This is a genomic window from Bradyrhizobium sp. GW821-FHT13H06, from assembly GCF_058803975.1.
This window is the reverse complement of the sequence record NZ_JBXAPN010000008.1, coordinates 289,955-311,831: the sequence shown is the minus strand read 5'-3', so window position 1 is coordinate 311,831 and position 21,877 is coordinate 289,955. Positions and strand designations below refer to the sequence as shown.

Genomic DNA, 21,877 nt, shown 5'->3' with positions numbered 1-21,877 from the left:
GCTGATGGTTCTGGCGACCGCCGCAGCGCCCGCACACGCGTTCATCGCCTACGTCTCGAACGAAAAGAGCAACACGGTGTCGGTGATCGACACCGACAGCTGGACGGTAACCAAGACAATCAAGGTCGGCCAGCGCCCGCGCGGCATCGATTTCACGCGCGACGGCAAGTTCGTGCTGGTCGCGGTCGGCGACGACGACACCATCCAGGTGATCGACGCCAAGACGCAAAGCGTGGTGGACAGCTTGCCCTCCGGGCCCGATCCCGAGCTGTTCGCGCAGGATGCCGCCGGCAAGATCCTCTATGTCGCCAATGAGAACGACAACACGGTGACCGTGATCGATCTCGAGAAGCGCGCACGCCTCGGCGATATCCAGGTCGGCGTCGAGCCCGAGGGCATGACCATCAGCCCCGACGGCAAGACGCTGATCAACACGTCCGAGACGACCAACATGGCGCACTTCATCGACACCGCCTCGCGCCAGATCGTCGCCAACGTGCTGGTCGACGCCCGCCCACGCTTCGCCGAGTTCAAGCATGACAGTTCGGAAGTGTGGGTATCCTCGGAGATCGGCGGGACCGTGTCGATCATCGATCCCAGGAAGCACGAGGTGATCGGCAAGGTCACCTTCGAGATCCCGGGCCTGCGGAAAGAAGCGATCCAGCCCGTCGGCATCGGCATGACCAAGGACGACAGGACCGCCTTCATCGCGCTCGGCCCCGCCAATCGCATCGCCGTGGTCGATGTCGCCTCGCGCAAGGTGACGAAATACCTGCTGGTCGGGCAGCGCGTCTGGCACGTGGCGTTCACGCCGGACGAAAAATACCTGCTCACCACCAATGGCGTGTCGAACGACGTCTCGGTCATCGACGTGGCCGCACAGAAAGTGATCAAGACCATTCAGGTGGGCGAACTGCCCTGGGGCGTCACGATCGCGCCATGACCAGCCCTGCCCCGATCGCCGAACCACACGACGCCGCACCAGGGCCCGATCCCGCCGCCGTGCCGGCGCTGGCGATCGACGGCGTCGGCCACGCCTATGGGCCGCGCCGCGCGCTGATGGACGTCTCCTTCAATGTCCAGCCCGCGAGCTTCACTGCGCTGCTTGGGCTGAACGGCGCGGGCAAGAGCACGCTGTTCTCGCTCGTCACGCGCCTGTTCGGCATCCAGTCCGGCCGTGTCGCCATCTTCGGTCATGACATCAGCAAGAGCCCCGGCGAGGCGCTGCGGCTGCTCGGCGTCGTGTTCCAGCCGCGTACGCTCGATCTCGATTTGTCGCTGACGCAGAACCTGCTCTATCACGCCGCGCTGCACGGCATCAGCCGCCGCGAGGCAGCCGCGCGCAGCGCCGAACTGCTCGGCCGCATTGGGCTCGAAGAGCGCGCCGGCAGCAAGGTCCGCGATCTCTCGGGTGGCCAGATGCGGCGGCTGGAGATTGCGCGGGCGCTGCTGCACCGGCCGCGGCTGCTGTTGCTGGACGAGCCTACGGTCGGCCTGGACGTCAAGGCGCGCGCCGACATCATCAGCCATGTCCGCCAGCTCGTGACCGATCAGGGCATCGGGGTGCTCTGGGCCACGCACCTGTTCGACGAGATCAATGCCGGCGACGATCTCGTGGTGCTGCACCAGGGCAAGGTGCTGGCGAAGGGGCCGATGAGCCGCGTCATCGCGGAGGCCGGCGCGCAGGACGTCAACACCGCCTTCATGCGCCTGACCGGCGCGCAAGTGATGCCGGGAGGCGGCGCATGAGCAGCATCACCACGCGCGACACCCCGCGCGGCTTCTCGGTCCAGGAATACCTGACCTGCCTCACCGGCATCGTCTGGCGCGAGGGGCTGCGCTTCCTGCATCAGCGCGAGCGGTTCGTCTCGGCGCTGGTGCGCCCACTGGTGTGGCTGTTCATCTTTGCCGCCGGCTTCCGCCAGGTGCTCGGCATCTCCATCATCCCGCCCTACGAGACCTACATCCTCTACGAGGTCTATATCGCGCCTGGGCTGATGGCGATGATCCAGCTCTTCAACGGCATGCAATCCTCGCTCTCGATGGTCTATGACCGCGAGATGGGCAACATGCGCACGCTCCTGGTGAGCCCGCTGCCGCGCGGATTCCTGTTGTTCTGCAAGCTGCTCGCGGGCACCGCGGTGTCGCTGCTCCAGGTCTACGCATTTCTGCTGATCGCCTGGCTCTGGGACATCACCCCGCCGCCTTGGGGTTACCTCACCGTGCTGCCGGCGCTGATCCTGTCCGGGCTGATGCTGGGCTCGCTCGGCATGCTGATCTCCTCGGGCATCAAGCAGCTGGAGAACTTCGCCGGGGTGATGAACTTCGTGATCTTCCCGATGTTCTTCGCCTCCTCCGCGCTCTACCCGCTCTGGCGGGTGCAGGAGGGCAGCCCTTATCTGTACTATCTCTGCGAGGCCAATCCGTTCACCCATGCGGTCGAGTTGATCCGCTTCGCGCTATACGGGCAGATCAACTGGATCTCGCTGGCGGTGGTGGCAAGCTGCACAATCGTCTTCATGGTCGGAGCGATTTTGGCCTATGATCCCTCGCGCGGGCTGGCGCGACGCGGGCCTGCGGGAGGCGAAGGATGAAGGTTTGGCTCCTGGCTGCCCTGGTAGTCGCGCTGTCCGGCACGACCGCGCGCGCGGCCGATCCGCGCTATCCGGACTGGCCCTGTACCCAGGCCAAGGTGCCGGAGATCTCCCTGGCCGCCGTGTGGGCCGGTCCGCCGCTCGACGATGTCCAGAACAAATGGAAGGACGACGCCAAGGTCAGCGCGCTGGTCGCAAAATTGGCGGCGCGCAAGACGCCGCTGGACGAGGCCGAGAAATCGGTGAAGGAGTTTCTGGCCGCCTCCGGTTCCGACAAGGCGGCGAATGCGAAGCTGCTATTTGCCGGCCTGTTCGACACGCTCAATGCTCAGCGCTCGCAGGTCATGAACGGGCTCGAACGCGTCAGCCGGAAGCAGCGCGAGGCGGCCGACAAGATTCGCGAGGAAACGCTCCAACTCCACACCCTGCAAGGCGCGACACCCCGCGACGAGACCAAGGTCGAGGCGCTCAGCAACGAGCTGATCTGGAAGACCCGTATCTTCGAGGACCGCACCAAGGTGGTGCGCTTCGTCTGCGAGGTTCCAACCACGATCGACCAGCGCCTGTTCGCGCTCGGCCGCGTGATCCAGCAGGAAATGGAATAGCGGCAGCCTCGCTGACGGCTCTCGCGAAAGTTCCGCAATCGTTAACCTTTTGCCGAGCTATCTGCCGGAACCAAATCGATCTAGGATGCCTTGTCGAAGTGAACCCCATACGTCGGGAGGCCTCGATGGGAACAACAAGATTCATCTTCGCGGGCGCTGCGGCCCTTAGCTTGCTCGCATCCAGCGCATTTGCCGAAGACATGACCGGAACGATCACGCGGATCGACCGTCTCAACGGCACGATTTCGATCCAGCAGACGCAGAAAGGGACGGTCGGCGCCAGCGCTGGCAGCGCCGGCGCACTCCAGGAGTACAAAACCAAGGATGCCGCGATGCTGGATGCCGTTCATGCCGGCGACAGGGTGAACTATACGGCCACCGAGACGAACGGCACGGGAACGCTGACGAAGCTGCAGAAGCAAAAATAGCAGAACTGCGCTTGCCCTCTCTCCGCTTGCGGAGAGAGGAAGCGCATCTTCGCTGATCAATATTGCTCGGGCCGCGGCTCCGGCTGCGCGTCATCGGTCGGAAGCTTCGCGCGCTCCCAGCCGTCGGTGCCGTCGGGGTACCAGGCGACGTTGGAATAGCCGTAGGCCAGCGCACGCTTGGCGGCGTTCCAGGACATCCAGCAATCGGCGAGGCAATAGATCACGAGCAATGCGGCCTTGTTGCCGCGCGAGGCGCGCGCGAGGCCGCGCTGGAGATAATCATCCATGGCGGGCGGCAGCGTGCCGTAGCCGGTGTCAGGCAGCCAGATGCTGCCCGGAATGTTCCGGCGCGGCGCATCGCGCCACACCGTGCCCTCGGGAAGGTTCTTCGGTTTCGGCGGGCGCGGCATCACGTCGACGAACGCGCCGCTGTTCGCGCGCCATATCGCCTCCGCCTCCTCGGTCGTCAGCACGCGCGCGCCGGCAAGCGTCGCCGGCACCGGCGCGCGATAATTGTCGGTGCGATAGCCTTCGGGCTCGAACGGCTCCTGCTGCTGCGCCAACGCCGGTGCCATGAGCAGAGCAACGACGACCACAGCGGCAAGCGGCCGTCTCATGGCGTTTTCTTGGCCGCCTCCGCGCCGAGCGGCCGGTCGCTCTCGTCCAGTAGCGGTACGCCGAAATCGAGCAGGATCTTGTTGATCTCGCCCTGGTTGTCCTGGATCAGCTTGTTGAGCTGCCGCTTCCAGTTCTGGTCGGCAGGGCGCACGCCCATGCCGATGCGATAGACCAGCTTCGGCCCGCTGGTCTCCTTCACCAGCGGCGTGACATGAAGCGAAGAGCCGGCCTTCTTCGCATGGTAGCCGGCCATCGGTCCCCACAACACGCCGGCGTCGATCTTTCCGGCGGCGAGGTCATTGATCATCGCCTGTGCCGAATTGTCGAAGCGCGTGTCGATCATCAGCGGATAGGGCTTTGCATCGCCCATCAGGCCGGCCAGCGCCATGTTGGTCGCCGGCGGTGTGCCGGCGACGATGCCGACATGCTTGCCCTTCAACTTTGGGTCCTCGAGCGTGTCGACGTCCTCGAGCCCGCTGCCGGCCTTCGAGACCAGTGCATAGCTCGTGCGGTAGTAGGGATTGGTACCCTGCACGAGGTCGTCGCCTTGCGGGAAGCCCATGATGACGTCGCAGCGATGCGCACCCAGCGTCATCCGCACGAAACCGGTGGCCTGCGGAAAGAAGACGTAGTCGAGCTTCTTCTGGAGCTTGTCCGCAAGAAATTCGGCGAGCTTGTTCTCAAACCCCTCGCCCTTCTCGTTGGAGAACGGCAGATTGCGCGGATCGGCGCAGACGCGCAACACCTTGGGATCGACCAACTCGAATGAGAGATCGCCGGTCTCGCTGGTCTGCGCGACGGCGACATCGCCGAACGCACAGGATGCGACCACGACCCACAGCGAAAACAACCAGCGACGATGTCGTCCGGCCTCCGTCATCGCGCTTCCTCCTCGTTTTGATTGGATGTTATCCATGCAACGCATGATGCGCCACGTGTGCCAACTTTGTGCTGGCTTTGCTTTGTTGCAGTGCAATGAGAACCCTTTGAACTGAGGCAGAAAAGTGTCTCGCGTCGCTCTGATGATCGCAGCCTTGTCCCTGTTCCGGGCCACGCTAGCATGCGCCTGGGCCGCCGAATTGCCTGTGAGCGAAGTCGCACCGGGAATCTTCATACACTCCGGGACCGTCGCGCTGATGACCCGCGAGAACGAAGGCGACATCGCCAATGTCGGCTTCATCGTCGGCGATGAGGCCGTGGCCGTGATCGACACCGGCGGCAGCCTTCGCGAAGGCGAGGCGCTGCTGGCCGCCGTGCGGGCCCGCACGCCCAAACCGATCCGCTATGTCATCAACACCCACGGCCATCCCGACCATGTCTTCGGCAATGCCGCCTTCGTTGCGGAGGGGGCGAGCTTCGTCGGGCACAGCAAGCTGCCGCAGGCGCTTGCGACGCGTGGGCCGTTCTATCTCGACAATTTCCGTCGCATCATGGGGAGCGAGCTGATCGATCCCGTCAAGATCATTGCCCCGACCCTGCTCGTGACCGACACGATGACGCTCGATCTCGGTTCGCGCCGCCTGAGCTTGCGCGCCTGGCCGGCCGGACACAGCGACAGCGACTTGATCGTGTACGACGAGACGACCAGGACCCTGTTTGCTGGCGACCTGGTCTTTCTCCGCCACATTCCGGTCATGGACGGCAGCATCCGCGGCTGGCTCGAGACATTGAAGCGGCTTGAGGCCATCCCGGCGCTCCGCGTCGTTCCCGGTCACGGCCCCGTGAGCGACTGGCCCGCGGCGCTGATCGATGAACGGCGCTACCTGTCCACGCTGCTGTCCGACGTCCGCACGCTGAACAGGCACGGCGAGCCGATCCGAGCCGCCGCGGACAAGGCGGCCGCGTCGGAACGACCGCATTGGCAGCTGTTCGACGATTACAACGCCCGCAACGCAACTGCAGCATTCTCTGAAATTGAATGGGAGTAGCGGGCGCGCTAGGCTGCACCTGACGACTGTTTCGGCCGCGCGGGATGACGACCATGACGGGATGCACACGCCGCCTGACCCTCACCGCCCTCCTGCTCGGCCTCGCTTTCGCGATGCCGGCACAGGCGGAAGAGGCTTATGATCCCTGGCCCGGCCTGGTGCAGGACATCTTCAGCAACCGTCCGATGAATGACGGCAGCGCCGTCATCGGCATCGAGATGCCGTATCGCGCCGAGGACGCGGCCATCGTGCCGGTGACCTTGCGCAGCAAGCTGTCGCCCGGCGATGCGCGGCGCATCCGTTCGATCACGCTGGTGATCGACCGCAATCCGGCGCCGATGGCGGCGAAGTTCGAACTCGGGCCCGACGCCAATGTCACGGAGATCTCGACACGCGTGCGCGTCAACAACTACACCGATGTCCACGCGGTCGCCGAGCTCAGCGACGGTCAGCTCTATGTGTCCAAGACCTACGTGAAAGCGTCCGGCGGCTGCTCGGCACCGGCGGGCAAGAACGTCGAGGAAGCCAGGAACCGGCTCGGCCAGATGCGCTATCGCCAGTTCGCGCGCGAGGATGCGCCGGCGAGCCGCGTGCGCGAGGCGCAGGTCATGATCGGCCATCCCAACAATTCCGGGCTCCAGATGGACCAGGTCACGCAGCTCTACATTCCCGCGTTCTTCATCAACCAGTTGAAGCTGACGCAGGACGACAGCCCCGTGCTGTCGATGGAAGGCGGCATATCGATCTCGGAGGATCCCAATCTGCGCTTCACGTATGTCTCCAACGGCGCCAAGCGTTTCCGCGCGGAAGCAAAGGACACGGACGGGCACGTGTTCCGCAACGAGTGGGATGTGGAGAAGCCGGGGACGTGATAGCGAGCCGTCATTCCGGGGCGGTCCGCAGGACCGAACTCTGGTGCGCAATTGCGCACCTGAGAATCTCGAGATTCCGGGTTCGCGCTTCGCGCGCCCCGGAATGACGGCAGCAAACTAGAAACACCTCACCTCGGCTTCCGCCTGCGCGCGCCTCAAATCGTTCACCGCCGAGTTCGCCTGCTCCGAGGTCCGGAACTGGACGCCGAGATTGCCGCGCACTTGCGACATGCTGAGCGCGGTCTCGGCGGTAACATAGCGCTCGTAGGGCACGATCGAAGCCACCACGTCGATCGAGCAGGAACATTGCTCGATCGCAGCCCGCGTCTCGCCGGTGGCCTTCATGCAGCCATAGACATACTCCGCGCGCGCCGAGGTGGGATAGTCATTGACCTCCTCGGCCCGTGCCACGCACGCGCTCGCAGCCAGCATCACCAATGCGGCGACAATCGGTCGTAGCTGTCCCGCCAGATTCATGCGCATCCTCCCGCTGGTTGCGACCAAGGCTATGCTATGCGTATTGTCCTGAAAAGCACTCCGTCAGAGGAAACGGCTCACAAGGTGATGAGAGCACTCGGTGTGATAAGGGCATTTGGTCGAACATTGGCGCTCGTAATGACGCTGGCGCCGGCGCTCGCCGCGCCCAGCCGCGCCGCGGATGCGATCCGCCTTGCGGTGCAGAAGACCGGAACATTCTCCTGGGAGCTGGCCGCAATCCGAGCGAGCGGCCTCGACAAGGAGGCCGGCCTGTCGCTGGAGGTCACCGAGCTCGCGAGCACCGAGGCCGGCAAGATCGCGATGCGCGCCGGCAGCGCCGACATCATCCTGTCGGACTGGCTGTGGGTGTCGCGCGAGCGTGCGCTGGGCGCCAAGCTCACTTTCTATCCCTATTCGAGCGCGTTGGGCGCCGTGATGGTTCCGGCGGCTTCTCCAATCAAGACGCTCGCAGACCTCAAGGGCCGCAAGCTCGCGGTCGCCGGCGGGGCGATCGACAAGAGCTGGTTGCTGCTCCAGGCGCGCATGAAACAGGACGGCATCGACCTGAGGTCGGAGGCAACCATCGTCTATGGCGCCCCGCCCTTGATCGCCGCGAAGTCGCTCGACGGCGAGATGGATGCGAGCCTCAATTTCTGGAATTTCTGCGCCCAGCTCGAAGCCAAAGGTTTTCGTCGCCTCGCGGGTATCGAGGACATCCTGCCGAAGCTCGGCGCCAAGGGTGCTGTCTCCGCCGTCGGCTATGTCTTCGACGAGAGCTGGGCCGCGAGCCATCGCGACGCCGTGGCGCGCTTCATCGCGATGACCCGCAAGGCCAAAGAGCTGCTGGCGACCTCGGATGCGGCCTGGGACAAGGTCGCGCCGCTCACCGGCACCACCGATCCGGCCGTCCTCAAGACCTACCGCGACCGCTACCGCGACGGCATCCCGCGTCGGAGCATCGACGACGAGGAGAAGGACGCACGCGTGCTCTACCGCGTGCTGGCCGAGATCGGCGGCCGCGAACTCGTTGGCCCTGCGGCCGAGCTCGACCCCGGTACGTTCTATCACGCAGTCCCCGGAGACTGAGGTGCTGCGTCTTCTCTCGTTCGCCCTTTTCCTCGCAATCTGGTGGACCGCCGCGCTGTTCGTCGGTGGCGCGAAGTTGCCCTCACCGTCGGCCGTGCTCCAGGTCATGATCGCGGAAGCCTCATCCGGCGCGCTGTTCCTGCATCTCGGCGTCACGCTGGCACGCGTCACGCTCGCCTTCGTGCTGGCGATGTCGCTCGGCAGCGCGATCGGTTACCTGATGGGCCGGGTGAAGCTCGCCGACCGGCTCGGCGATCCCTGGCTGATCCTGCTGCTCAATTTGCCGGCGCTGGTCGTGATCGTACTGGCCTATATCTGGGCCGGGCTCACCGAGGCCGCCGCGATCGCGGCAATCGCCATCAACAAGCTGCCGACCGCCATCGTCACCTTGCGCGAGGGCGCGCGCGCGCTCGACCGCTCGCTCGACGAGATGGCGAGCGTGTTCGCGATGCCGCGCTGGCGCGCCTTCCGCCACGTCGTGCTGCCGCAGCTTGCGCCCTATATCGCGGCCTCCGCGCGCTCCGGGCTGTCCCTGGTGTGGAAAATCGTGCTGGTCGCCGAGCTCCTGGGTCGTCCGAACGGCGTCGGCTTCGAGATCGGCGTCGCTTTCCAGCTGTTCGACACGCCGCGGCTGCTGGCCTATTCCCTGACCTTCGCCGCCGTCGTGCTCGTCATCGAAACCTTGCTGGTGCAGCCGTTCGAAGCCCGCGCAAACCGGTGGCGGCCCCGTGCGGCTTGAGGTCGAGATCACGGGAAAGACCTTCAGGAGTGCCGCGGGCGGAACGCACGAGGTGCTGGCGCCGGTCCAGTTCGCGCTTCAATCCGGCGAGGTCGGTGTGCTGATCGGGCCGTCCGGCTGCGGCAAGAGCACGATGCTGCGCATCATCCTCGGATTGGACCACGACTTTGCAGGCCGCGTCGCGCGACCGCCGGAGGCGCGGATCGGCATGGTGTTCCAGGAGCCGCGCCTGCTGCCGTGGCGCTCGGTCGAGCAGAATGTACGGCTTGCGGCCCCGGAGGTTTCCGACGCGAAGCTGTCGGAGCTGTTCCGGATCCTGGAGCTGGAAGCGCATCGCAGCCACTTTCCCGGCGAGTTGTCGCTCGGCCTTGCCCGCCGCGTCGCACTCGCCCGTGCCTTCGCGGTCGAGCCCGATCTCCTGGTGCTCGACGAGCCCCTCGCCTCGCTCGACGACGCGCTCGCCGGCCGTCTGCGCGACGAGATCGCAACGCTGGTCGCGAGCCGTCCGATGATGACGCTGCTTGTCACCCACAGTCTCGACGATGCGATCCGGCTCGGCGACCGGCTGTTCTTCTTGTCGCCGCGTCCCGCACGGATCGTACAGGAGCTTCCGATCGCCATCCCGCGCGCCGCGCGCAGCGAAGCCGAGATTGCGGCGATCAGGACCGAGCTTGCACGGCGCATCCAGCCGGAACAAGGCGGCGTTCACGCCGGGCGGGATGTCTCATAGGCAACCGCGCGAGGCCCGTGCTAAATTGGATCGCAGCGGAGTCTGCTGATGAAGCGAAGGATCGCCCTGACGGCACTTGGCCTTGCTCTGCTCGCGACAACGACGCGCGCGCAGGACATGATGCGCGATCTCGATCTGACGTCACCCGCCATGGTCTCCGCCGAAATGAGCCGGCAGGAGGTCGAGGCCGCGCTGGCCAAAGCGAGCGCCGGCGCCCCCGCCGATTTGACCGGCAAGCGGTTATCGGGGCTCGATCTCAGTGGTCTCGACCTCGCCAACGCAATTCTCCGTGCGGCACGGCTCAACAAGACGAAACTCGCCGGTGCCCGGCTTGATGGCGCGATCCTCGATCAGGCGTGGCTGCTGGACGCAGATCTCACGGGCGCGAGTCTGAAGGGCGCCAATTTGTTCGCGTCACAGATGGCACGTGCTCGCCTCGACGGCGCCGATCTGACTGGTGCGCGCATCACGGCAGATCTCACCGGCGCGAGCATGGTCGGCACGTCGATCGCGGATGCGCATCTCGGTGCCGACATGCGCAACCAGTCGATGGGGCTGATGCGCGCGGTGCTGAGATCCGCCAATCTGGAACGGCTGAACGCGCGCAACGCCGATTTGTCGCGCGTCGACCTTGAATTCGCGGTCCTCAGGGGCGCCGACCTGAGCGGTGCATCGCTGAAAAACGCCCAACTCGGCGGAGCCGATCTGACCGGCGCCATCGTCATCGACGCCGATTTCGACGGCGCCGATCTCGCCTCGGCGAAGCTGATCGCGCCGATCGGCCTTGACCGCGCCAAAAATTTCGACAAGGCAAAGAACCGCGAACGCCTGATCAGGGAATGACGGCGCGCCTGTGGGAGGACTGCTTGATGCGTTGGGTTCTGGCATTGATCGCGTTGTCGACGCTTGCCGGCGACGCCGCCGCGCAGACCAAGGGCAAGGGCGTAAGGCTCTGGAACCTGACGACGGAGACGATCTCCGGCTTCCAGCTCGCGCCGGCCGGCAAGACCGACTGGGGTCCGAACCAGTGCTTGAACGACAAGGACAAGGAGGTCGACCACGACGAGCGGCTGCGCATCACCGGTGTCGAGCCCGGCCGCTATGACGCCAAGGTCAGCTATCCCGACGCGCGGCAGTGCATCGTCCGCGACATCGAGATCAAGGCGGACGCCGTGTTCTCGATCGCCGACAGGGATCTGAAGGACTGCACGAAGTAACGCGGGGCGCCCTATGCCCTGTCGTTCGGGTGTGGATATTCGCAGCGCCAACGCACCGCCTGCCACTTCGGATGCTCGCTGACCCATTGCGCGATATAGGGCGGCGCGGCCATCACGCATTGGCGGGGCGACCCGGAATAGTTGAACATCAGATGCTGTTCCTCGCAGGTCGCAGGCGAGAGTACCGCACACACAGTCACCACCAGGTCAATCGGGTTCATGCCGGATCCTCTCGCAAGGGGCGCTGGAGATTAGCACGAAAGATTACGTTGCAAGGAGGGGGAAAGTTTCAAGCGGAGGTGAGGAACGGCGATGGGAACCGCCTCATCCCTTTTGCGACGCAAAACGCCGAATTCTCCAGACGTCATGCCCGTGCTTGTCCCCGCCACGACGATCTCGCAGCTAGAAGTTGATCCCGAACACCATCCGGGCCTGGTGCCGCTCGAAATTGACGAGGTCCAGATTGCCGCCCGATCCGGCCGGACGTCCCCAGGCCTGCATGCTCCAGCTCAAGGTCAGCCGCGAGCGCTCGGATAGCTGGAAATATGCGGTGGGGCCGACGAACAGGGCCTGGCCTGCAAATTCTCCGAGGCCGATCCCCTCATATTGCCGGAAATAGCGCAACTCGCCACCGAGCAGCACATTCGGCCGCACGCGCACCAGGCCGGCAAACGCAGCGCCGATCGTTGAGCTCTTCTCGGATATTCCTCCAACCTCGAGGCGCGCCCACTCCGGTTGATAGATCAGGTTGAGGGCGCCGATGGCGAAGTTCGGGATCAGTTCGCGATCGAAGGCCAGCGTGAACTCGGTGCCGTACATTCGCCCTTTCGCGCCGCTGGTCTCGTCAATGCGGTCGCCGTGCAGCTCGGCAGCGATGGTGAAGCCGAACGGTGCGCGGTCGCGATCGAGCAGGCGATAACGCAGGTCGAGCGAGGCGCCCTGGAAGTTGAACTGGCGGCGGTCGTCGATATCAGGGACGCCGGTGATGTCGTGCAAGCTGGCGGTGCCGCCGACCTCGATACGAAAGTTCGGCAGTGGCACCACCTCGATCTCGACCTCGTGCTCGAGCGCGCGATACGCCGCCCCGCCTTTGCCGAAGCGCCCTGTCGTTTGGGTCTGGAATTCGCGCTCGCCGACATTGCCGACATCGGTGCCGATCATGAAGCCGAAAATGTGCTCGGTATCAAAGCCTTCCTCAGCGCTGCTGCGTGCCGGCGCCAGCACGATCGCGCACCCGATCACCAGCCAGAACTTACAGGCTCTGCCGCCCATCCCGTGCCCCGAAGGCGCGCCGCTATGATGCAGCAGCAACGCTCACCGAGCATCAGCGTAGCACACTGCGGCAGAGCAAGGTCGAGATTTTGGTGGAGAGGTCGAAGCCTGCGCACGTGCCGCTTGGCGTCCATCGCAAAGCACGATGAGACCAGGCCGAAATCCGACACTGCCGCGGCTTCGACGGCGCTCGCCATCGAGGCCGCGGCAGGTCGTCAGTCTTACTTGCGCGAAGCGCAGGCGTACATGTTGATTTCCATGCCGACCGGCACTTCCACGATCTTCGGAGCTTTCCAAGCCATTCGGGGTCTCCCAAGGTATTGAGCGCGACATCGCGCGGCGCAAAACGTAGGGCTGCGTCAGGTGCAGTTCAAGCCTCGATTGGACTGCCGAGCGCGTCTGTGTCGATTCTTCGCCACTGCATTTCTCTCTCGGGCAAAACCAGTTCTCTCTTGGTCAAGCACGACCAGCGAGACAACAACTTGTGCAACGCACCGCGCGTCTGATCGACAGCGGCGCCGTCAGCAGCCCTTGTCGGCCATTTCGGTATTCGGCTTGGCGCCTTCGGCGCGCTGGGCGGCGGTCGGCTCACTCTGCATTTGCCGCTGCGCATCCTCGGACGAAGCCGGCGTTTCACCGCTTGCACGATTCATCGTGCTGGTCGGCGGATGCTGGCTGGTATCACTCGTTGAACTGGGCGAGTGCGATTGAGCGGAGCCCACGGTGACCGGACCAGAGCCGGCATCCTTGTCGGTGCTGGCGCTACCGGTGTTGCACGGGCCGGCGACGGCAACGCCGGCGCTCAATGTCAGGATGGCGCAGGCAGCAAGAACGGAACGTTTTGTGTTCATCTGCATCTCCTCTTCGCCTGCCGCGCAGCCCCGGCGCCAGGCAGGACGTTGCGGAGAAAACAGGCCGGGCAGCCCGATGTTCCCGGGCGTCAGGCCGGAATGATCGCAAACACGGCCCTCGTCACGTCAGTTCTGATTGCCCCGCTCACCGTAACAATCGCAGCAGGCTGCGGCCGGCGCGCGAGTTCAGCTCCTTCGCATCCAGCGTTCCGTCCTTGTCGGGATTCGCCGCGTTGAAGCGTTGTTCGACCACGGACAGATATTCGTCCAGCGTAAGCGTCCCGTCACGGTCAGGATCGGCGGCGGCGAGCTCTTTCGCCGATAGCCGTCCGCGCAATTCGCGCGCATCAAGCGTGCCGTCACGATCGGGATCAAGCTTTGCGAACATTGCGGCGGCCACCTTCTTCACCTCGGCAAGATCGAGCGTGCCGTCATTGTCGGTGTCGAACAACTTGACCGCGTTGCCAGAGGCCGACCACGCCGGACCGGCTGACAATGCAATCGTAAGCGCAAGGGCAAGGGCAATTGAACGACGCGAAATCATCTAGACCTCCCTGACGATGAGCCCCCCAAATCGACGGGGACAGAAACGACTTAAATCCGCAAGCAGTCCTTGGTTCAAGTCCGGACTTGCAACTTGCGCGCGCCACAACCCGGGAGGACCCGGCCGCGCGGCCGGCGCGCCTGCACCCCGGGACCGCTTCGTAGCGCGGAATTTTCTCAGCGTCTCCGCACAAGTGGAAGTTGCTTTCGTAAGGTTTCCGTAAGGTGACCGACACCCCGCGTCCGACGATATCGGCACGGCACTTACGACTTTCGTATTGACGTGTTTTGCTTTCAGGCGGAGTGTTGCAATCGCAGCGTCAAAAGGCGCGCATATTGGGAGGAACGGATGAAACGCTTTGCGATGGCCGCAGGCCTCGTCATGCTTGCGTCAAGCTGTGCAAATGCACAAACCACCGAGCAGCTGGTCAAGGGTGCGACCGACACGTCGAACGTTCTCAATTATGGAATGGGCTACAATCTCCAGCGGTTCTCGACGCTGAACCAGATCAACAAGGATACGGTCAAGAACCTCGTCCCGATCTGGAATTACAGCTTCAATGACGATCGTAGCGAGGAATCCCAGCCCATCGTCTATCAGGGCGTCATCTACGTGACCTCGCACAATGCCACCATGGCAGTCGATGCCAAGACCGGCAAGCAGATCTGGAAGAGCAAGATCGAGTATCCCGCCGAGACGCCGAGAATCGTCTGCTGCGGCATCATCAACCGTGGCGTCGCGATCCATGAAGGTAAGCTGTTCCGTACGACCCTCGATGCCAACGTGATTGCAATCGACGCGAAGAACGGCAAGGAGCTGTGGCGGCAGAAGGCGGCCGACATCAAGGAAGGCTATTCGATGACGGTGGCCCCGCTGGTTGCCGACGGCGTCGTCATCACCGGCATCTCCGGCGCCGAGTTCGGCACCCGCGGCTTCATCGACGGCTGGGATCCTGCGACGGGCAAGCATCTCTGGCGTACCCATTCGATCCCCTCGCCGGATGAGCCCGGTGGCGACACCTGGAAGGGCGACACCTGGAAGCTCGGCGGCGGCTCGACCTGGATCACGGGCTCTTACGATCCGGAACTGAACACGATCTATTGGGGCATCGGCAATCCCGGCCCGTTCAATTCTGCGGTCCGGCCCGGCGACAATCTCTACACCTGCTCGGTGCTGGCGCTCGATCCGAAGACCGGCAAGATCAAGTGGCACTACCAGTTCTCGCCGAACAATCCATTCGATTACGACGCCGTGGCCGAGATGGTGCTCGCCGATGTGAACGTCGAGGGCAAGCCGACCAAGACGCTGATGAATGCCAACCGCAACGGCTTCTTCTACGTGCTCGACCGCACCAACGGGAAGCTGCTCGCGGCCAACCCGTACGTGAAGGTCAACTGGGCGACCGGGATCGACATGAAGACCGGACGTCCGATCGAGACCGACATTTCCAAGGACGCCCGCGAGGGCAAGAAGGTCACCGTCTATCCGTCCATCCTCGGCGGCAAGAACTGGGAGCCGATGTCGTTCAATCCGCAGACCGGCCTTGCCTATGCCAATACGCTCGCCTTCGGCGGCAGGTACAAGACCGAGCCCGTCACCTACAAGCAGGGTGAATGGTATCTCGGCATGGATCTGACCGACCTCTGGGAGTACGGGGACGGGCCGCGCGGTCATCTCAAGGCCATCGATCCGATGACCGGCAAATCGAAGTGGGAAGCGCCGAGCGACATTCCGCGCTTCTCGGGCGTGCTGTCGACGGCCGGAGGCGTCGTGTTCTCAGGCGCACTGACCGGCGAGTTCGAGGCCTTCGACGCCGACACCGGCAAGAAGCTCTGGCAGTTCCAGACCGGCTCCGGCATCGAGGGACAGCCCGTGACCTGGCAGCAGGATGGCGTGCAGTATGTCGCCGTGACGAGCGGCTATGGCGGCGTCTACTCGCTGTTCTCCGGCGACGAGCGGTTGGCTCAGGTGCCGCCCGGCGGTTCGCTCTGGGTCTTTGCAGTCAAGCAGTAACCACGGGTGCAATGCTGAAACTGTTCTCTCACAAGACGGTGGCGAACCTCGCCACCGTCGCGGTGCTGACGGTCGCGCTTGCGGCGACCGTTCGTGCCGCTGACGACGCGAACGGCAATCCATTGCAGGCTCAGATCGACCATGGCAAGTCGACCTATGCCTCGAAATGCTCGCACTGCCACGGCCCCAATCTGATGAACTCTGGTACCATCACGCCGGACCTGCGCGCCATTCCCGACGACAAGGTGCGCTTCGTCACCACGGTGAAGAACGGCAAGAACAACAAGATGCCGCCCTGGGGCGACATCCTCTCCGACGACGAGATCGGGAATCTCTGGGCGTTCGTCTCCAGCCGGAGAAAGCCATGAGACGATGCCTCTCCATCTGGAGCGTCGCGGCGATCCTCTTGGCAGCGCCTCTCGGTGCGAGCGCGGCCGCCGCCGAGGATCCGCTCAAGATATGTCTCGATGAAGACCGGCCGCCGCTGTCGATGCATCGAAAGGGCAAGCCGGATGCCGGCTTCGACGTGCTGCTGGCGCAGGCCGTGGCCGAACGCCTGCGACGGCCGCTCGTGATCCAATGGTTCGAGAGCAGGCTGGATGAGGATTCCAGCCCGCAGCTCGAGGCCAATGCGCTGCTCTCGGATGGGCGGTGCTCCCTCGTCGGCAGCTACGCGCTGACGCAGGATTCGCTCGTCGTGCCCGGGATGAAGACAGCGCGCTTGCCGGATTTCGCCGGGGCCACACGCGACGATCGGCGGCGCCGCGTCCCGCTGGGCGTGCTCGCGCCGAGCCGGCCTTACGTCTATTCGCCGATGACGGTGGTGCTCGGGCCGAAGGTCCGCGGCCGCAAGATCGCCGACATCGGCGACCTCGCCGGCCTTCGTCTCGTCATCGAAAGCGGGTCGCTCGGCGACGCCATCCTGATGACCTTCGACAAGGGCCGACTGATCGACAGCATCACCCATCTCGTCCCCGGTCGCGACGACCTCCTCGGCGCGCTCCAGCGCGGCGACCATGACGCGACTCTGATCGATCTTGCCCGCTTCGACGCCCATCGCGCCGCGCATCCCGACACGGCGATCACGGCGTCCGGCTACTACTACCCGATCGGGGCCAATCGCGGCTATGTCGGGCTCGCCAGCGATGGCGCGCTGATCGAGGCCGTCAACAAGGCGCTCGGCCAGCTTGCCGCCGAAGGCAAGATCGCCGAATTCGGCAAGCAGGCCGGCCTCACCTATCTGCCGCCGCGGGAGCCAGCGATTCTGGGCGACGTCTGGACGCAAATCATTCAGCGGTGATTGCAAGCGCGCTGATGTCCGGACGGCACGCAGTGACGCTCCGCAGAGCCTGCGCCCGGGCACGTACTCCCTGCGCGCTGCGCACGCATCATGCGCCAATCTGTCTCGCCTGCCCGCCATGCCCGGCGCCAGCTTGATGCAGTAGGTTCCGCAAAAATCTGGGAGAGAATCATGTCCGCCAAACTCGATCGCCGCCACTTCATCGCCGCCGGTACCACTGCACTGGCGATGCCATTAGTCATACGCGGCGCCTCGGCGCAAGGCACGTGGCCGGCGCGGCAGATTCGCATGATTTGCAGCTATCCCGCCGGCGGACAGACCGACCTGCTCGCCCGCGCCTATGGCGAATTCATCTCCAAGCAGGTTGGCAAGACCGTCGTCGTCGAGAACAAGCCCGGCGCCTCCGGCGCGATCGGCACGGCCGAGGTCGCCCGCGCCGAGCCCGACGGGCACACCATCCTGTGCTCGATCTCGACCACCTACATCATGAACCGGGTGGTGATGAAAAATCCCGGCTACGACATGGACAAGGATCTGGCGCTCGTCAGCGTCATTCCCGGCGCCGGCCTGCTGCTGGTGGCGAACCCGAAAACCGGCGTCAAGACGCTGGAGGATTTCGTCGCCTTCGCGCGCAAGAGCGGCAAGGTGAACTTCGGCACCTACAGCGCGGGCTCAGCCCCCCACATGACGATCAACGAGCTCAACAAGCAGTACGGCCTCAATATCGAGCCGGTCCATTATCGCGGCGAAGCGCCGATGTGGACGGGCATGCTCGAAGGCACGCTCGATGCCGCCATGGGCAGCTACACGGCCGCGCAGTCGGTCCTGCAAAGCGACCGCGGCACCGTCTTCGCCGTGCATTCGAAGAAGGTCGACGCGATCCCGAACGTGAAGACGTTGCCCGAACAGGGCGCGACGTCAAAATTCTTCACCGTGAGCGGGTTCACCGGCTGGGCCGTGCCGAAGGCGACGCCGCAGCCGGTGGTCGATCGCCTCGCCGAGCTCTGTGTCGCCGCCAACGGCGATTCGAAGGTGAAGGAGGTTCTCGCGACTTTCGTGCTCGAACCTGCAATCGGCTTCAAGGAAACCAACGCGCTGTACCAGCGCGAGCTGCCGATCTGGATCGAGAGCGCACGGTCGCTCGGCCTCGAGCCGGCCTGAACCTCAGGACGATCGTCGTCGCGCTTCGGGTTGCAGTTTGGGCATGATCTTTCCGGAAAACCGCTGCGCACTTTTCCCGATCATGCTTTGCATTCGCTCGGCAACGCCTAGTGCTCGCCCGAGGCCGCCGCGCCCTGCTGCGCCTTGTGGATCGAGGACGGCACCACGCCGAAATATTTCCGGAACACGCGGCTGAAATGCGATGAGCTGGAGAAGCCCCACGAGAACGCGACGTCGGTGATGGTCTTGCCGGCGTGGGCCTCGAGCTCCTGGCGGCAGTTCTGCAACCGCGCCTGCCAGATGTAGTCGCTGACCGTGGTGCCGCGCTCCGAGAACAGCATGTGCAGGTAGCGCTTGGAGCAGCCGAGCTCGGCCGAGATCTGGTCGATGCACAGATCCGGATCGCGCAAGTGCTCGCGGATGAAGAACTGCGCGCGCACATACATCGCTTCGGGCCCGACACGATCGAACATCGTGTCGGCCTCGCGCAGCGGCAGCAACAGCAGGTCGATCAGGGAATCAGCGACGCCGACCGCGCTGTTGGCCGACAGCTTTGCCGCCTCGTCAAAGGTTGCGTGGACGAAATCATGGGCGATCCGCCCCGTGCCTGTTTTTGAGGACAGCTTGCAGGCGGGCATCCGCTGCGATGGGAAGCCGCGGTCGCGAAGCAGGGCCTTCGGCACGATCACCACGTCATGACGCGTGAAGGCTGGGCTGATGATCGAATGCGGGCAGGAGACATCGTAGGCGATGATGTCGCCGGGGTTGATTTCGATGTGACGGCCTTCCTGCTCGAAATAAGACACCCCGTAGGTCTGGAAGTGGATCTTGATGTACGGGTGTTCATTGGCCTTGGCGCGCGCAAGCGTGTGCGCGATGCGATGCTGGCTCACCTCGATCTGGCAGAGCTTCAGACGCGAGACGCTGGTGTAGTCGATGCGACCTTCCAGCGAGGACGCCTCCAGCGGATCGACGTCGAAATGCCCGCACAGGCTCGTCAACCCGTCGATCCAGCTCTGGATCTGCCGCTTCGGCGTCATTCCGGTCGTCGAGAGCGTGTGAATTGTGTCGGACATTAATCCAGCCACTGGTTTGATCCGGAGATTCGACGCGAATCGCGACCAGCGCTGCCGGAGCCCTCAGCCGTGATTGCGTGACGTTTACCTCGAATTTGAGCGATCTTGTGGAACAAGCGCCACCGTTCCATTGCCACTCTTGAAACTTAATCCTCCGCCTTAGTTGCAGCGCCGTCAAGGGGAACCTGAGCGTTGAGCGCGGCCCGTCGCGACGCGGAAACGACTGAATTCGCTACTGCAAAATCAAAATCTTTGCCCCCGTGCGCTGTCGAGCAAACTGGCTTCCCTCTCGGGCAAGTTTCCCGATGGCGAAGTCGTTAGGGATTGCGGCAGGAACAATAAAAACGGGCCGCTCCTGCACGTGGACCCGTGGCTCTCATCAGGAGGAGGAAACAGCACAGCATCGTTTCTGGTCCCAATCGTGACCGCCCTGCACGAGCAAACGCCGGACGAGAAGCCCGGCGGTCGAGCAATGCTTCGGAAACAATAAACGAGACCAACGGAGGAATGACTATGCGCAAGGTGCTACTGGCGACCTATCTCGGCTCCGCGGCGGCTCTCGCCGTCGGCAGCGCGTCAGCCAACGACGAGCTGATCAAGATGTCGCAGAACCCGAAGGACTGGGTGATGCCGGCGGGTGACTATGCCAACACCCGCTATTCCAAACTGAACCAGATCAACGCTCAGAACGTCGGCAAGCTCCAGGTCGCCTGGACCTTCTCGACCGGCGTGCTGCGCGGCCATGAAGGCGGCCCGCTGATCATCGGCAACATGATGTACGTCCACACGCCGTTCCCGAACAAGGTCTACGCCATTGACCTTTCCAACGAGAACAAGATCGTCTGGAGGTACGAACCGAAGCAGGATCCGAACGTCATCCCAGTGATGTGCTGCGACACGGTCAATCGCGGCCTGTCCTACGGGGACGGCAAGATCATCCTGCATCAGGCCGACACTAATCTCGTCGCGCTCGACGCCAAGACCGGTCAGGTCGCGTGGTCGGCAACCAACGGCAATCCGGCGAAGGGGGAGACCGGCACTTCGGCGGCCCTGGTCGTCAAGGACAAGGTCATGGTCGGCATCTCCGGCGGCGAGTTCGGCGTGCAGTGCCACCTCACCGCATACGACCTCAAGTCCGGCAAGCAGGCCTGGCGCGCCTATTCCGAGGGTCCGGATGATCAGATCAAGCTCGATCCCGCCAAGACAATGTCGCTCGGCAAGCCGGTCGGCGCGGATTCCTCGCTGAAGACCTGGCAGGGCGACCAGTGGAAGATCGGCGGCGGCTGCACCTGGGGCTGGATCTCCTACGATCCCGCTCTGAACCTCGTCTACTACGGGTCGGGCAATCCCTCGACCTGGAACCCGAAGCAGCGTCCCGGCGACAACAAGTGGTCGATGACGATCTTCGCGCGCGATGCCGACACCGGCATGGCGAAGTGGGTCTACCAGATGACGCCCCATGACGAGTGGGACTATGACGGCGTCAACGAAATGATCCTCACCGATCAGCAGATCAACGGTCAGCCCCGCAAGCTGCTGACGCACTTCGACCGCAACGGCCTCGCCTACACCTTGGACCGCGAGAGCGGCGAACTGCTGGTAGCCGAGAAGTACGACCCGAAGGTGAACTGGACCAGCGGCGTCGACATGGACAAGAACTCGCCGACCTACGGCCGTCCGAAGGTCGTCGCGCAATACTCGACCGAGCACGGCGGCGAGGACAAGAACACGAAGGGCATCTGCCCGGCCGCGCTCGGCACCAAGGACGAGCAGCCAGCAGCCTACTCGCCGGACACGCAGCTGTTCTACGTCCCGACCAACCACGTCTGCATGGACTACGAGCCGTTCAAGGTGAGCTACACCGCGGGCCAGCCCTATGTGGGCGCGACGCTCTCGATGTACCCGCCCCCGGGTGAAAGCCACATGGGCAACTTCATCGCCTGGGACAACAAGACCGGCAAGATCGTCTGGTCGAACAAGGAGCAGTTCTCGGTCTGGTCGGGTGCGCTCGCAACGGCAGGCGGCGTGGTGTTCTACGGCACGCTCGAAGGCTACCTGAAGGCGGTCGACGCCAAGTCCGGCAAGGAGCTCTACAAGTTCAAGACTCCCTCGGGCATCATCGGCAACGTCACCACCTATGAGAACAACGGCAAGCAGTACGTTGCCGTGCTCTCCGGCGTCGGTGGCTGGGCCGGCATCGGCCTGGCGGCAGGTCTGACCGATCCGACCGCAGGTCTCGGCGCAGTCGGCGGCTACGCGGCCCTCAGCAACTACACGGCACTCGGCGGTACGCTGACCGTGTTCTCGCTGCCGAACTAGGCCTCGCTCTGCATCGCTCCGGCGCGTGGATCAACTCCACGCGCCGG

At 64.1% G+C, this 21,877-nt stretch carries 26 protein-coding genes; 17 read left to right on the top strand and 9 right to left on the bottom strand.

Annotation, left to right across the window (positions count from 1 at the left end; all coding sequences use genetic code 11):
* The first annotated feature begins 4 nt into the window (after positions 1–4).
* The 5 genes from AC1RQP_RS30105 to AC1RQP_RS30085 all read left to right on the top strand — a co-directional run bounded on the left by AC1RQP_RS30105 (position 5) and on the right by AC1RQP_RS30085 (position 3,627).
* Positions 5–943 carry a YVTN family beta-propeller repeat protein gene (locus AC1RQP_RS30105; RefSeq protein WP_492940339.1) on the top strand — a complete coding sequence of 313 codons (939 nt, stop codon included), beginning with the start codon at positions 5–7 and terminating at the stop codon, positions 941–943.
* On the top strand, positions 940–1,749 hold the full coding sequence (locus AC1RQP_RS30100; RefSeq protein ID WP_492940337.1) for an ABC transporter ATP-binding protein: 810 nt from the start codon (positions 940–942) through the stop codon (positions 1,747–1,749). Before AC1RQP_RS30105 ends, AC1RQP_RS30100 begins: the two co-directional genes overlap by 4 nt.
* On the top strand, positions 1,746–2,594 hold the full coding sequence (locus AC1RQP_RS30095; protein ID WP_239625612.1) for an ABC transporter permease: 849 nt from the start codon (positions 1,746–1,748) through the stop codon (positions 2,592–2,594). Before AC1RQP_RS30100 ends, AC1RQP_RS30095 begins: the two co-directional genes overlap by 4 nt.
* The gene (locus AC1RQP_RS30090) at positions 2,591–3,199 is read left to right on the top strand and encodes a hypothetical protein (protein ID WP_239625614.1); all 609 of its coding nucleotides are present in this window, start codon (positions 2,591–2,593) and stop codon (positions 3,197–3,199) included. Before AC1RQP_RS30095 ends, AC1RQP_RS30090 begins: the two co-directional genes overlap by 4 nt.
* Positions 3,200–3,324: 125 nt before the next feature.
* Positions 3,325–3,627, top strand: a complete 303-nt coding sequence (locus AC1RQP_RS30085; RefSeq protein ID WP_061883464.1) for a copper-binding protein — start codon at positions 3,325–3,327, stop codon at positions 3,625–3,627.
* Between the two features lie 56 nt (positions 3,628–3,683).
* Here AC1RQP_RS30085 and AC1RQP_RS30080 read toward each other — a convergent pair whose 3' ends face one another.
* Together AC1RQP_RS30080 and AC1RQP_RS30075 are read right to left on the bottom strand one after the other, a co-directional pair.
* On the bottom strand, positions 3,684–4,244 hold the full coding sequence (locus tag AC1RQP_RS30080) for a PQQ-dependent catabolism-associated CXXCW motif protein (protein ID WP_492940334.1): 561 nt from the start codon (positions 4,242–4,244) through the stop codon (positions 3,684–3,686).
* Complete coding sequence (locus AC1RQP_RS30075) at positions 4,241–5,125, bottom strand: substrate-binding domain-containing protein (RefSeq protein ID WP_239625618.1); 885 nt, start codon at positions 5,123–5,125, stop codon at positions 4,241–4,243. Before AC1RQP_RS30075 ends, AC1RQP_RS30080 begins: the two co-directional genes overlap by 4 nt.
* 124 nt (positions 5,126–5,249) lie before the next feature.
* Between AC1RQP_RS30075 and AC1RQP_RS30070 the strand changes: the two genes are divergently transcribed.
* Positions 5,250–6,173 carry a quinoprotein relay system zinc metallohydrolase 2 gene (locus AC1RQP_RS30070; RefSeq protein WP_492940332.1) on the top strand — a complete coding sequence of 308 codons (924 nt, stop codon included), beginning with the start codon at positions 5,250–5,252 and terminating at the stop codon, positions 6,171–6,173.
* Between the two features lie 53 nt (positions 6,174–6,226).
* On the top strand, positions 6,227–7,045 hold the full coding sequence (locus AC1RQP_RS30065) for a quinoprotein dehydrogenase-associated SoxYZ-like carrier (RefSeq protein ID WP_239625622.1): 819 nt from the start codon (positions 6,227–6,229) through the stop codon (positions 7,043–7,045).
* Positions 7,046–7,162: 117 nt separating this feature from the next.
* On the opposite strand, the gene AC1RQP_RS30060 is transcribed toward AC1RQP_RS30065, so the two are convergent.
* A complete protein-coding gene (locus AC1RQP_RS30060; protein WP_492940330.1) occupies positions 7,163–7,522 on the bottom strand; it encodes a hypothetical protein in 360 nt (119 codons plus the stop codon).
* A 138-nt stretch (positions 7,523–7,660) separates the two neighbouring features.
* Here AC1RQP_RS30060 and AC1RQP_RS30055 point away from each other — a divergent pair, with 138 nt between their 5' ends.
* The 5 genes from AC1RQP_RS30055 to AC1RQP_RS30035 are packed head-to-tail and all read left to right on the top strand — an operon-like array spanning position 7,661 to position 11,294.
* On the top strand, positions 7,661–8,608 hold the full coding sequence (locus tag AC1RQP_RS30055; RefSeq protein WP_492940328.1) for an ABC transporter substrate-binding protein: 948 nt from the start codon (positions 7,661–7,663) through the stop codon (positions 8,606–8,608).
* A 1-nt stretch (position 8,609) separates the two neighbouring features.
* Entirely contained in the window at positions 8,610–9,347 is a 738-nt protein-coding gene (locus tag AC1RQP_RS30050) for an ABC transporter permease (protein ID WP_492940326.1), read from the top strand.
* Positions 9,337–10,077: an ABC transporter ATP-binding protein gene (locus tag AC1RQP_RS30045; RefSeq protein WP_239625628.1), complete on the top strand. Its 741-nt coding sequence runs from the start codon at positions 9,337–9,339 to the stop codon at positions 10,075–10,077. The genes AC1RQP_RS30050 and AC1RQP_RS30045 overlap by 11 nt, the downstream gene beginning before the upstream one ends.
* Positions 10,078–10,125: 48 nt before the next feature.
* Positions 10,126–10,920 carry a pentapeptide repeat-containing protein gene (locus AC1RQP_RS30040; RefSeq protein WP_492940324.1) on the top strand — a complete coding sequence of 265 codons (795 nt, stop codon included), beginning with the start codon at positions 10,126–10,128 and terminating at the stop codon, positions 10,918–10,920.
* 26 nt (positions 10,921–10,946) lie between these two features.
* Positions 10,947–11,294 carry a hypothetical protein gene (locus AC1RQP_RS30035; RefSeq protein WP_492940322.1) on the top strand — a complete coding sequence of 116 codons (348 nt, stop codon included), beginning with the start codon at positions 10,947–10,949 and terminating at the stop codon, positions 11,292–11,294.
* An 11-nt stretch (positions 11,295–11,305) separates the two neighbouring features.
* Here AC1RQP_RS30035 and AC1RQP_RS30030 read toward each other — a convergent pair whose 3' ends face one another.
* The 5 genes from AC1RQP_RS30030 to lanM all read right to left on the bottom strand — a co-directional run bounded on the left by AC1RQP_RS30030 (position 11,306) and on the right by lanM (position 13,961).
* The gene (locus AC1RQP_RS30030; protein ID WP_239625632.1) at positions 11,306–11,515 is read right to left on the bottom strand and encodes a hypothetical protein; all 210 of its coding nucleotides are present in this window, start codon (positions 11,513–11,515) and stop codon (positions 11,306–11,308) included.
* Between the two features lie 181 nt (positions 11,516–11,696).
* Positions 11,697–12,566, bottom strand: coding sequence for a DUF6662 family protein (locus AC1RQP_RS30025; RefSeq protein WP_239625633.1), 870 nt, complete (start codon positions 12,564–12,566; stop codon positions 11,697–11,699).
* Between the two features lie 221 nt (positions 12,567–12,787).
* Positions 12,788–12,868, bottom strand: a complete 81-nt coding sequence (pqqA, locus tag AC1RQP_RS30020) for a pyrroloquinoline quinone precursor peptide PqqA (RefSeq protein WP_008562446.1) — start codon at positions 12,866–12,868, stop codon at positions 12,788–12,790.
* 219 nt (positions 12,869–13,087) lie between these two features.
* The gene (locus AC1RQP_RS30015; protein ID WP_492940319.1) at positions 13,088–13,423 is read right to left on the bottom strand and encodes a hypothetical protein; all 336 of its coding nucleotides are present in this window, start codon (positions 13,421–13,423) and stop codon (positions 13,088–13,090) included.
* 139 nt (positions 13,424–13,562) lie between these two features.
* Complete coding sequence (lanM, locus tag AC1RQP_RS30010) at positions 13,563–13,961, bottom strand: lanmodulin LanM (RefSeq protein WP_492940317.1); 399 nt, start codon at positions 13,959–13,961, stop codon at positions 13,563–13,565.
* A 348-nt stretch (positions 13,962–14,309) separates the two neighbouring features.
* Between lanM and AC1RQP_RS30005 the strand changes: the two genes are divergently transcribed.
* The 4 genes from AC1RQP_RS30005 (at position 14,310) to AC1RQP_RS29990 (ending at position 18,435) form a co-directional block, all read left to right on the top strand.
* Positions 14,310–15,974 carry a methanol/ethanol family PQQ-dependent dehydrogenase gene (locus AC1RQP_RS30005; RefSeq protein WP_239625639.1) on the top strand — a complete coding sequence of 555 codons (1,665 nt, stop codon included), beginning with the start codon at positions 14,310–14,312 and terminating at the stop codon, positions 15,972–15,974.
* 11 nt (positions 15,975–15,985) lie between these two features.
* The gene (locus AC1RQP_RS30000; protein ID WP_239625641.1) at positions 15,986–16,342 is read left to right on the top strand and encodes a c-type cytochrome; all 357 of its coding nucleotides are present in this window, start codon (positions 15,986–15,988) and stop codon (positions 16,340–16,342) included.
* Positions 16,339–17,274: a substrate-binding periplasmic protein gene (locus tag AC1RQP_RS29995; protein WP_492940314.1), complete on the top strand. Its 936-nt coding sequence runs from the start codon at positions 16,339–16,341 to the stop codon at positions 17,272–17,274. Before AC1RQP_RS30000 ends, AC1RQP_RS29995 begins: the two co-directional genes overlap by 4 nt.
* 171 nt (positions 17,275–17,445) lie before the next feature.
* Positions 17,446–18,435, top strand: coding sequence for a Bug family tripartite tricarboxylate transporter substrate binding protein (locus AC1RQP_RS29990; RefSeq protein ID WP_492940312.1), 990 nt, complete (start codon positions 17,446–17,448; stop codon positions 18,433–18,435).
* A gap of 107 nt (positions 18,436–18,542) precedes the next feature.
* Here AC1RQP_RS29990 and AC1RQP_RS29985 read toward each other — a convergent pair whose 3' ends face one another.
* On the bottom strand, positions 18,543–19,511 hold the full coding sequence (locus tag AC1RQP_RS29985) for a helix-turn-helix domain-containing protein (protein WP_239625646.1): 969 nt from the start codon (positions 19,509–19,511) through the stop codon (positions 18,543–18,545).
* Positions 19,512–20,024: 513 nt separating this feature from the next.
* Between AC1RQP_RS29985 and xoxF5 the strand changes: the two genes are divergently transcribed.
* Positions 20,025–21,830, top strand: coding sequence for a lanthanide-dependent methanol dehydrogenase XoxF5 (xoxF5, locus tag AC1RQP_RS29980; protein ID WP_239629342.1), 1,806 nt, complete (start codon positions 20,025–20,027; stop codon positions 21,828–21,830).
* Positions 21,831–21,877: the final 47 nt, after the last annotated feature.

Excerpts from the sequence above, each read along its gene's own strand:
- AC1RQP_RS30105 (WP_492940339.1), top strand. The coding sequence starts at position 5 with ATGGTTCTGGCGACCGCCGCAGCGCCCGCACACGCGTTCATCGCCTAC.
- AC1RQP_RS30100 (WP_492940337.1), top strand. The coding sequence starts at position 940 with ATGACCAGCCCTGCCCCGATCGCCGAACCACACGACGCCGCACCAGGG.
- AC1RQP_RS30095 (WP_239625612.1), top strand. The coding sequence starts at position 1,746 with ATGAGCAGCATCACCACGCGCGACACCCCGCGCGGCTTCTCGGTCCAG.
- AC1RQP_RS30090 (WP_239625614.1), top strand. The coding sequence starts at position 2,591 with ATGAAGGTTTGGCTCCTGGCTGCCCTGGTAGTCGCGCTGTCCGGCACG.
- AC1RQP_RS30085 (WP_061883464.1), top strand. The coding sequence starts at position 3,325 with ATGGGAACAACAAGATTCATCTTCGCGGGCGCTGCGGCCCTTAGCTTG.
- AC1RQP_RS30080 (WP_492940334.1), bottom strand. The coding sequence starts at position 4,244 with ATGAGACGGCCGCTTGCCGCTGTGGTCGTCGTTGCTCTGCTCATGGCA.
- AC1RQP_RS30075 (WP_239625618.1), bottom strand. The coding sequence starts at position 5,125 with ATGACGGAGGCCGGACGACATCGTCGCTGGTTGTTTTCGCTGTGGGTC.
- AC1RQP_RS30065 (WP_239625622.1), top strand. The coding sequence starts at position 6,227 with ATGACGGGATGCACACGCCGCCTGACCCTCACCGCCCTCCTGCTCGGC.
- AC1RQP_RS30060 (WP_492940330.1), bottom strand. The coding sequence starts at position 7,522 with ATGAATCTGGCGGGACAGCTACGACCGATTGTCGCCGCATTGGTGATG.
- AC1RQP_RS30055 (WP_492940328.1), top strand. The coding sequence starts at position 7,661 with ATGACGCTGGCGCCGGCGCTCGCCGCGCCCAGCCGCGCCGCGGATGCG.
- AC1RQP_RS30040 (WP_492940324.1), top strand. The coding sequence starts at position 10,126 with ATGAAGCGAAGGATCGCCCTGACGGCACTTGGCCTTGCTCTGCTCGCG.
- AC1RQP_RS30035 (WP_492940322.1), top strand. The coding sequence starts at position 10,947 with ATGCGTTGGGTTCTGGCATTGATCGCGTTGTCGACGCTTGCCGGCGAC.
- AC1RQP_RS30030 (WP_239625632.1), bottom strand. The coding sequence starts at position 11,515 with ATGAACCCGATTGACCTGGTGGTGACTGTGTGTGCGGTACTCTCGCCT.
- AC1RQP_RS30025 (WP_239625633.1), bottom strand. The coding sequence starts at position 12,566 with ATGGGCGGCAGAGCCTGTAAGTTCTGGCTGGTGATCGGGTGCGCGATC.
- pqqA (WP_008562446.1), bottom strand. The coding sequence starts at position 12,868 with ATGGCTTGGAAAGCTCCGAAGATCGTGGAAGTGCCGGTCGGCATGGAA.
- AC1RQP_RS30015 (WP_492940319.1), bottom strand. The coding sequence starts at position 13,423 with ATGCAGATGAACACAAAACGTTCCGTTCTTGCTGCCTGCGCCATCCTG.
- lanM (WP_492940317.1), bottom strand. The coding sequence starts at position 13,961 with ATGATTTCGCGTCGTTCAATTGCCCTTGCCCTTGCGCTTACGATTGCA.
- AC1RQP_RS30005 (WP_239625639.1), top strand. The coding sequence starts at position 14,310 with ATGAAACGCTTTGCGATGGCCGCAGGCCTCGTCATGCTTGCGTCAAGC.
- AC1RQP_RS30000 (WP_239625641.1), top strand. The coding sequence starts at position 15,986 with ATGCTGAAACTGTTCTCTCACAAGACGGTGGCGAACCTCGCCACCGTC.
- AC1RQP_RS29995 (WP_492940314.1), top strand. The coding sequence starts at position 16,339 with ATGAGACGATGCCTCTCCATCTGGAGCGTCGCGGCGATCCTCTTGGCA.
- AC1RQP_RS29990 (WP_492940312.1), top strand. The coding sequence starts at position 17,446 with ATGTCCGCCAAACTCGATCGCCGCCACTTCATCGCCGCCGGTACCACT.
- AC1RQP_RS29985 (WP_239625646.1), bottom strand. The coding sequence starts at position 19,511 with ATGTCCGACACAATTCACACGCTCTCGACGACCGGAATGACGCCGAAG.
- xoxF5 (WP_239629342.1), top strand. The coding sequence starts at position 20,025 with ATGCGCAAGGTGCTACTGGCGACCTATCTCGGCTCCGCGGCGGCTCTC.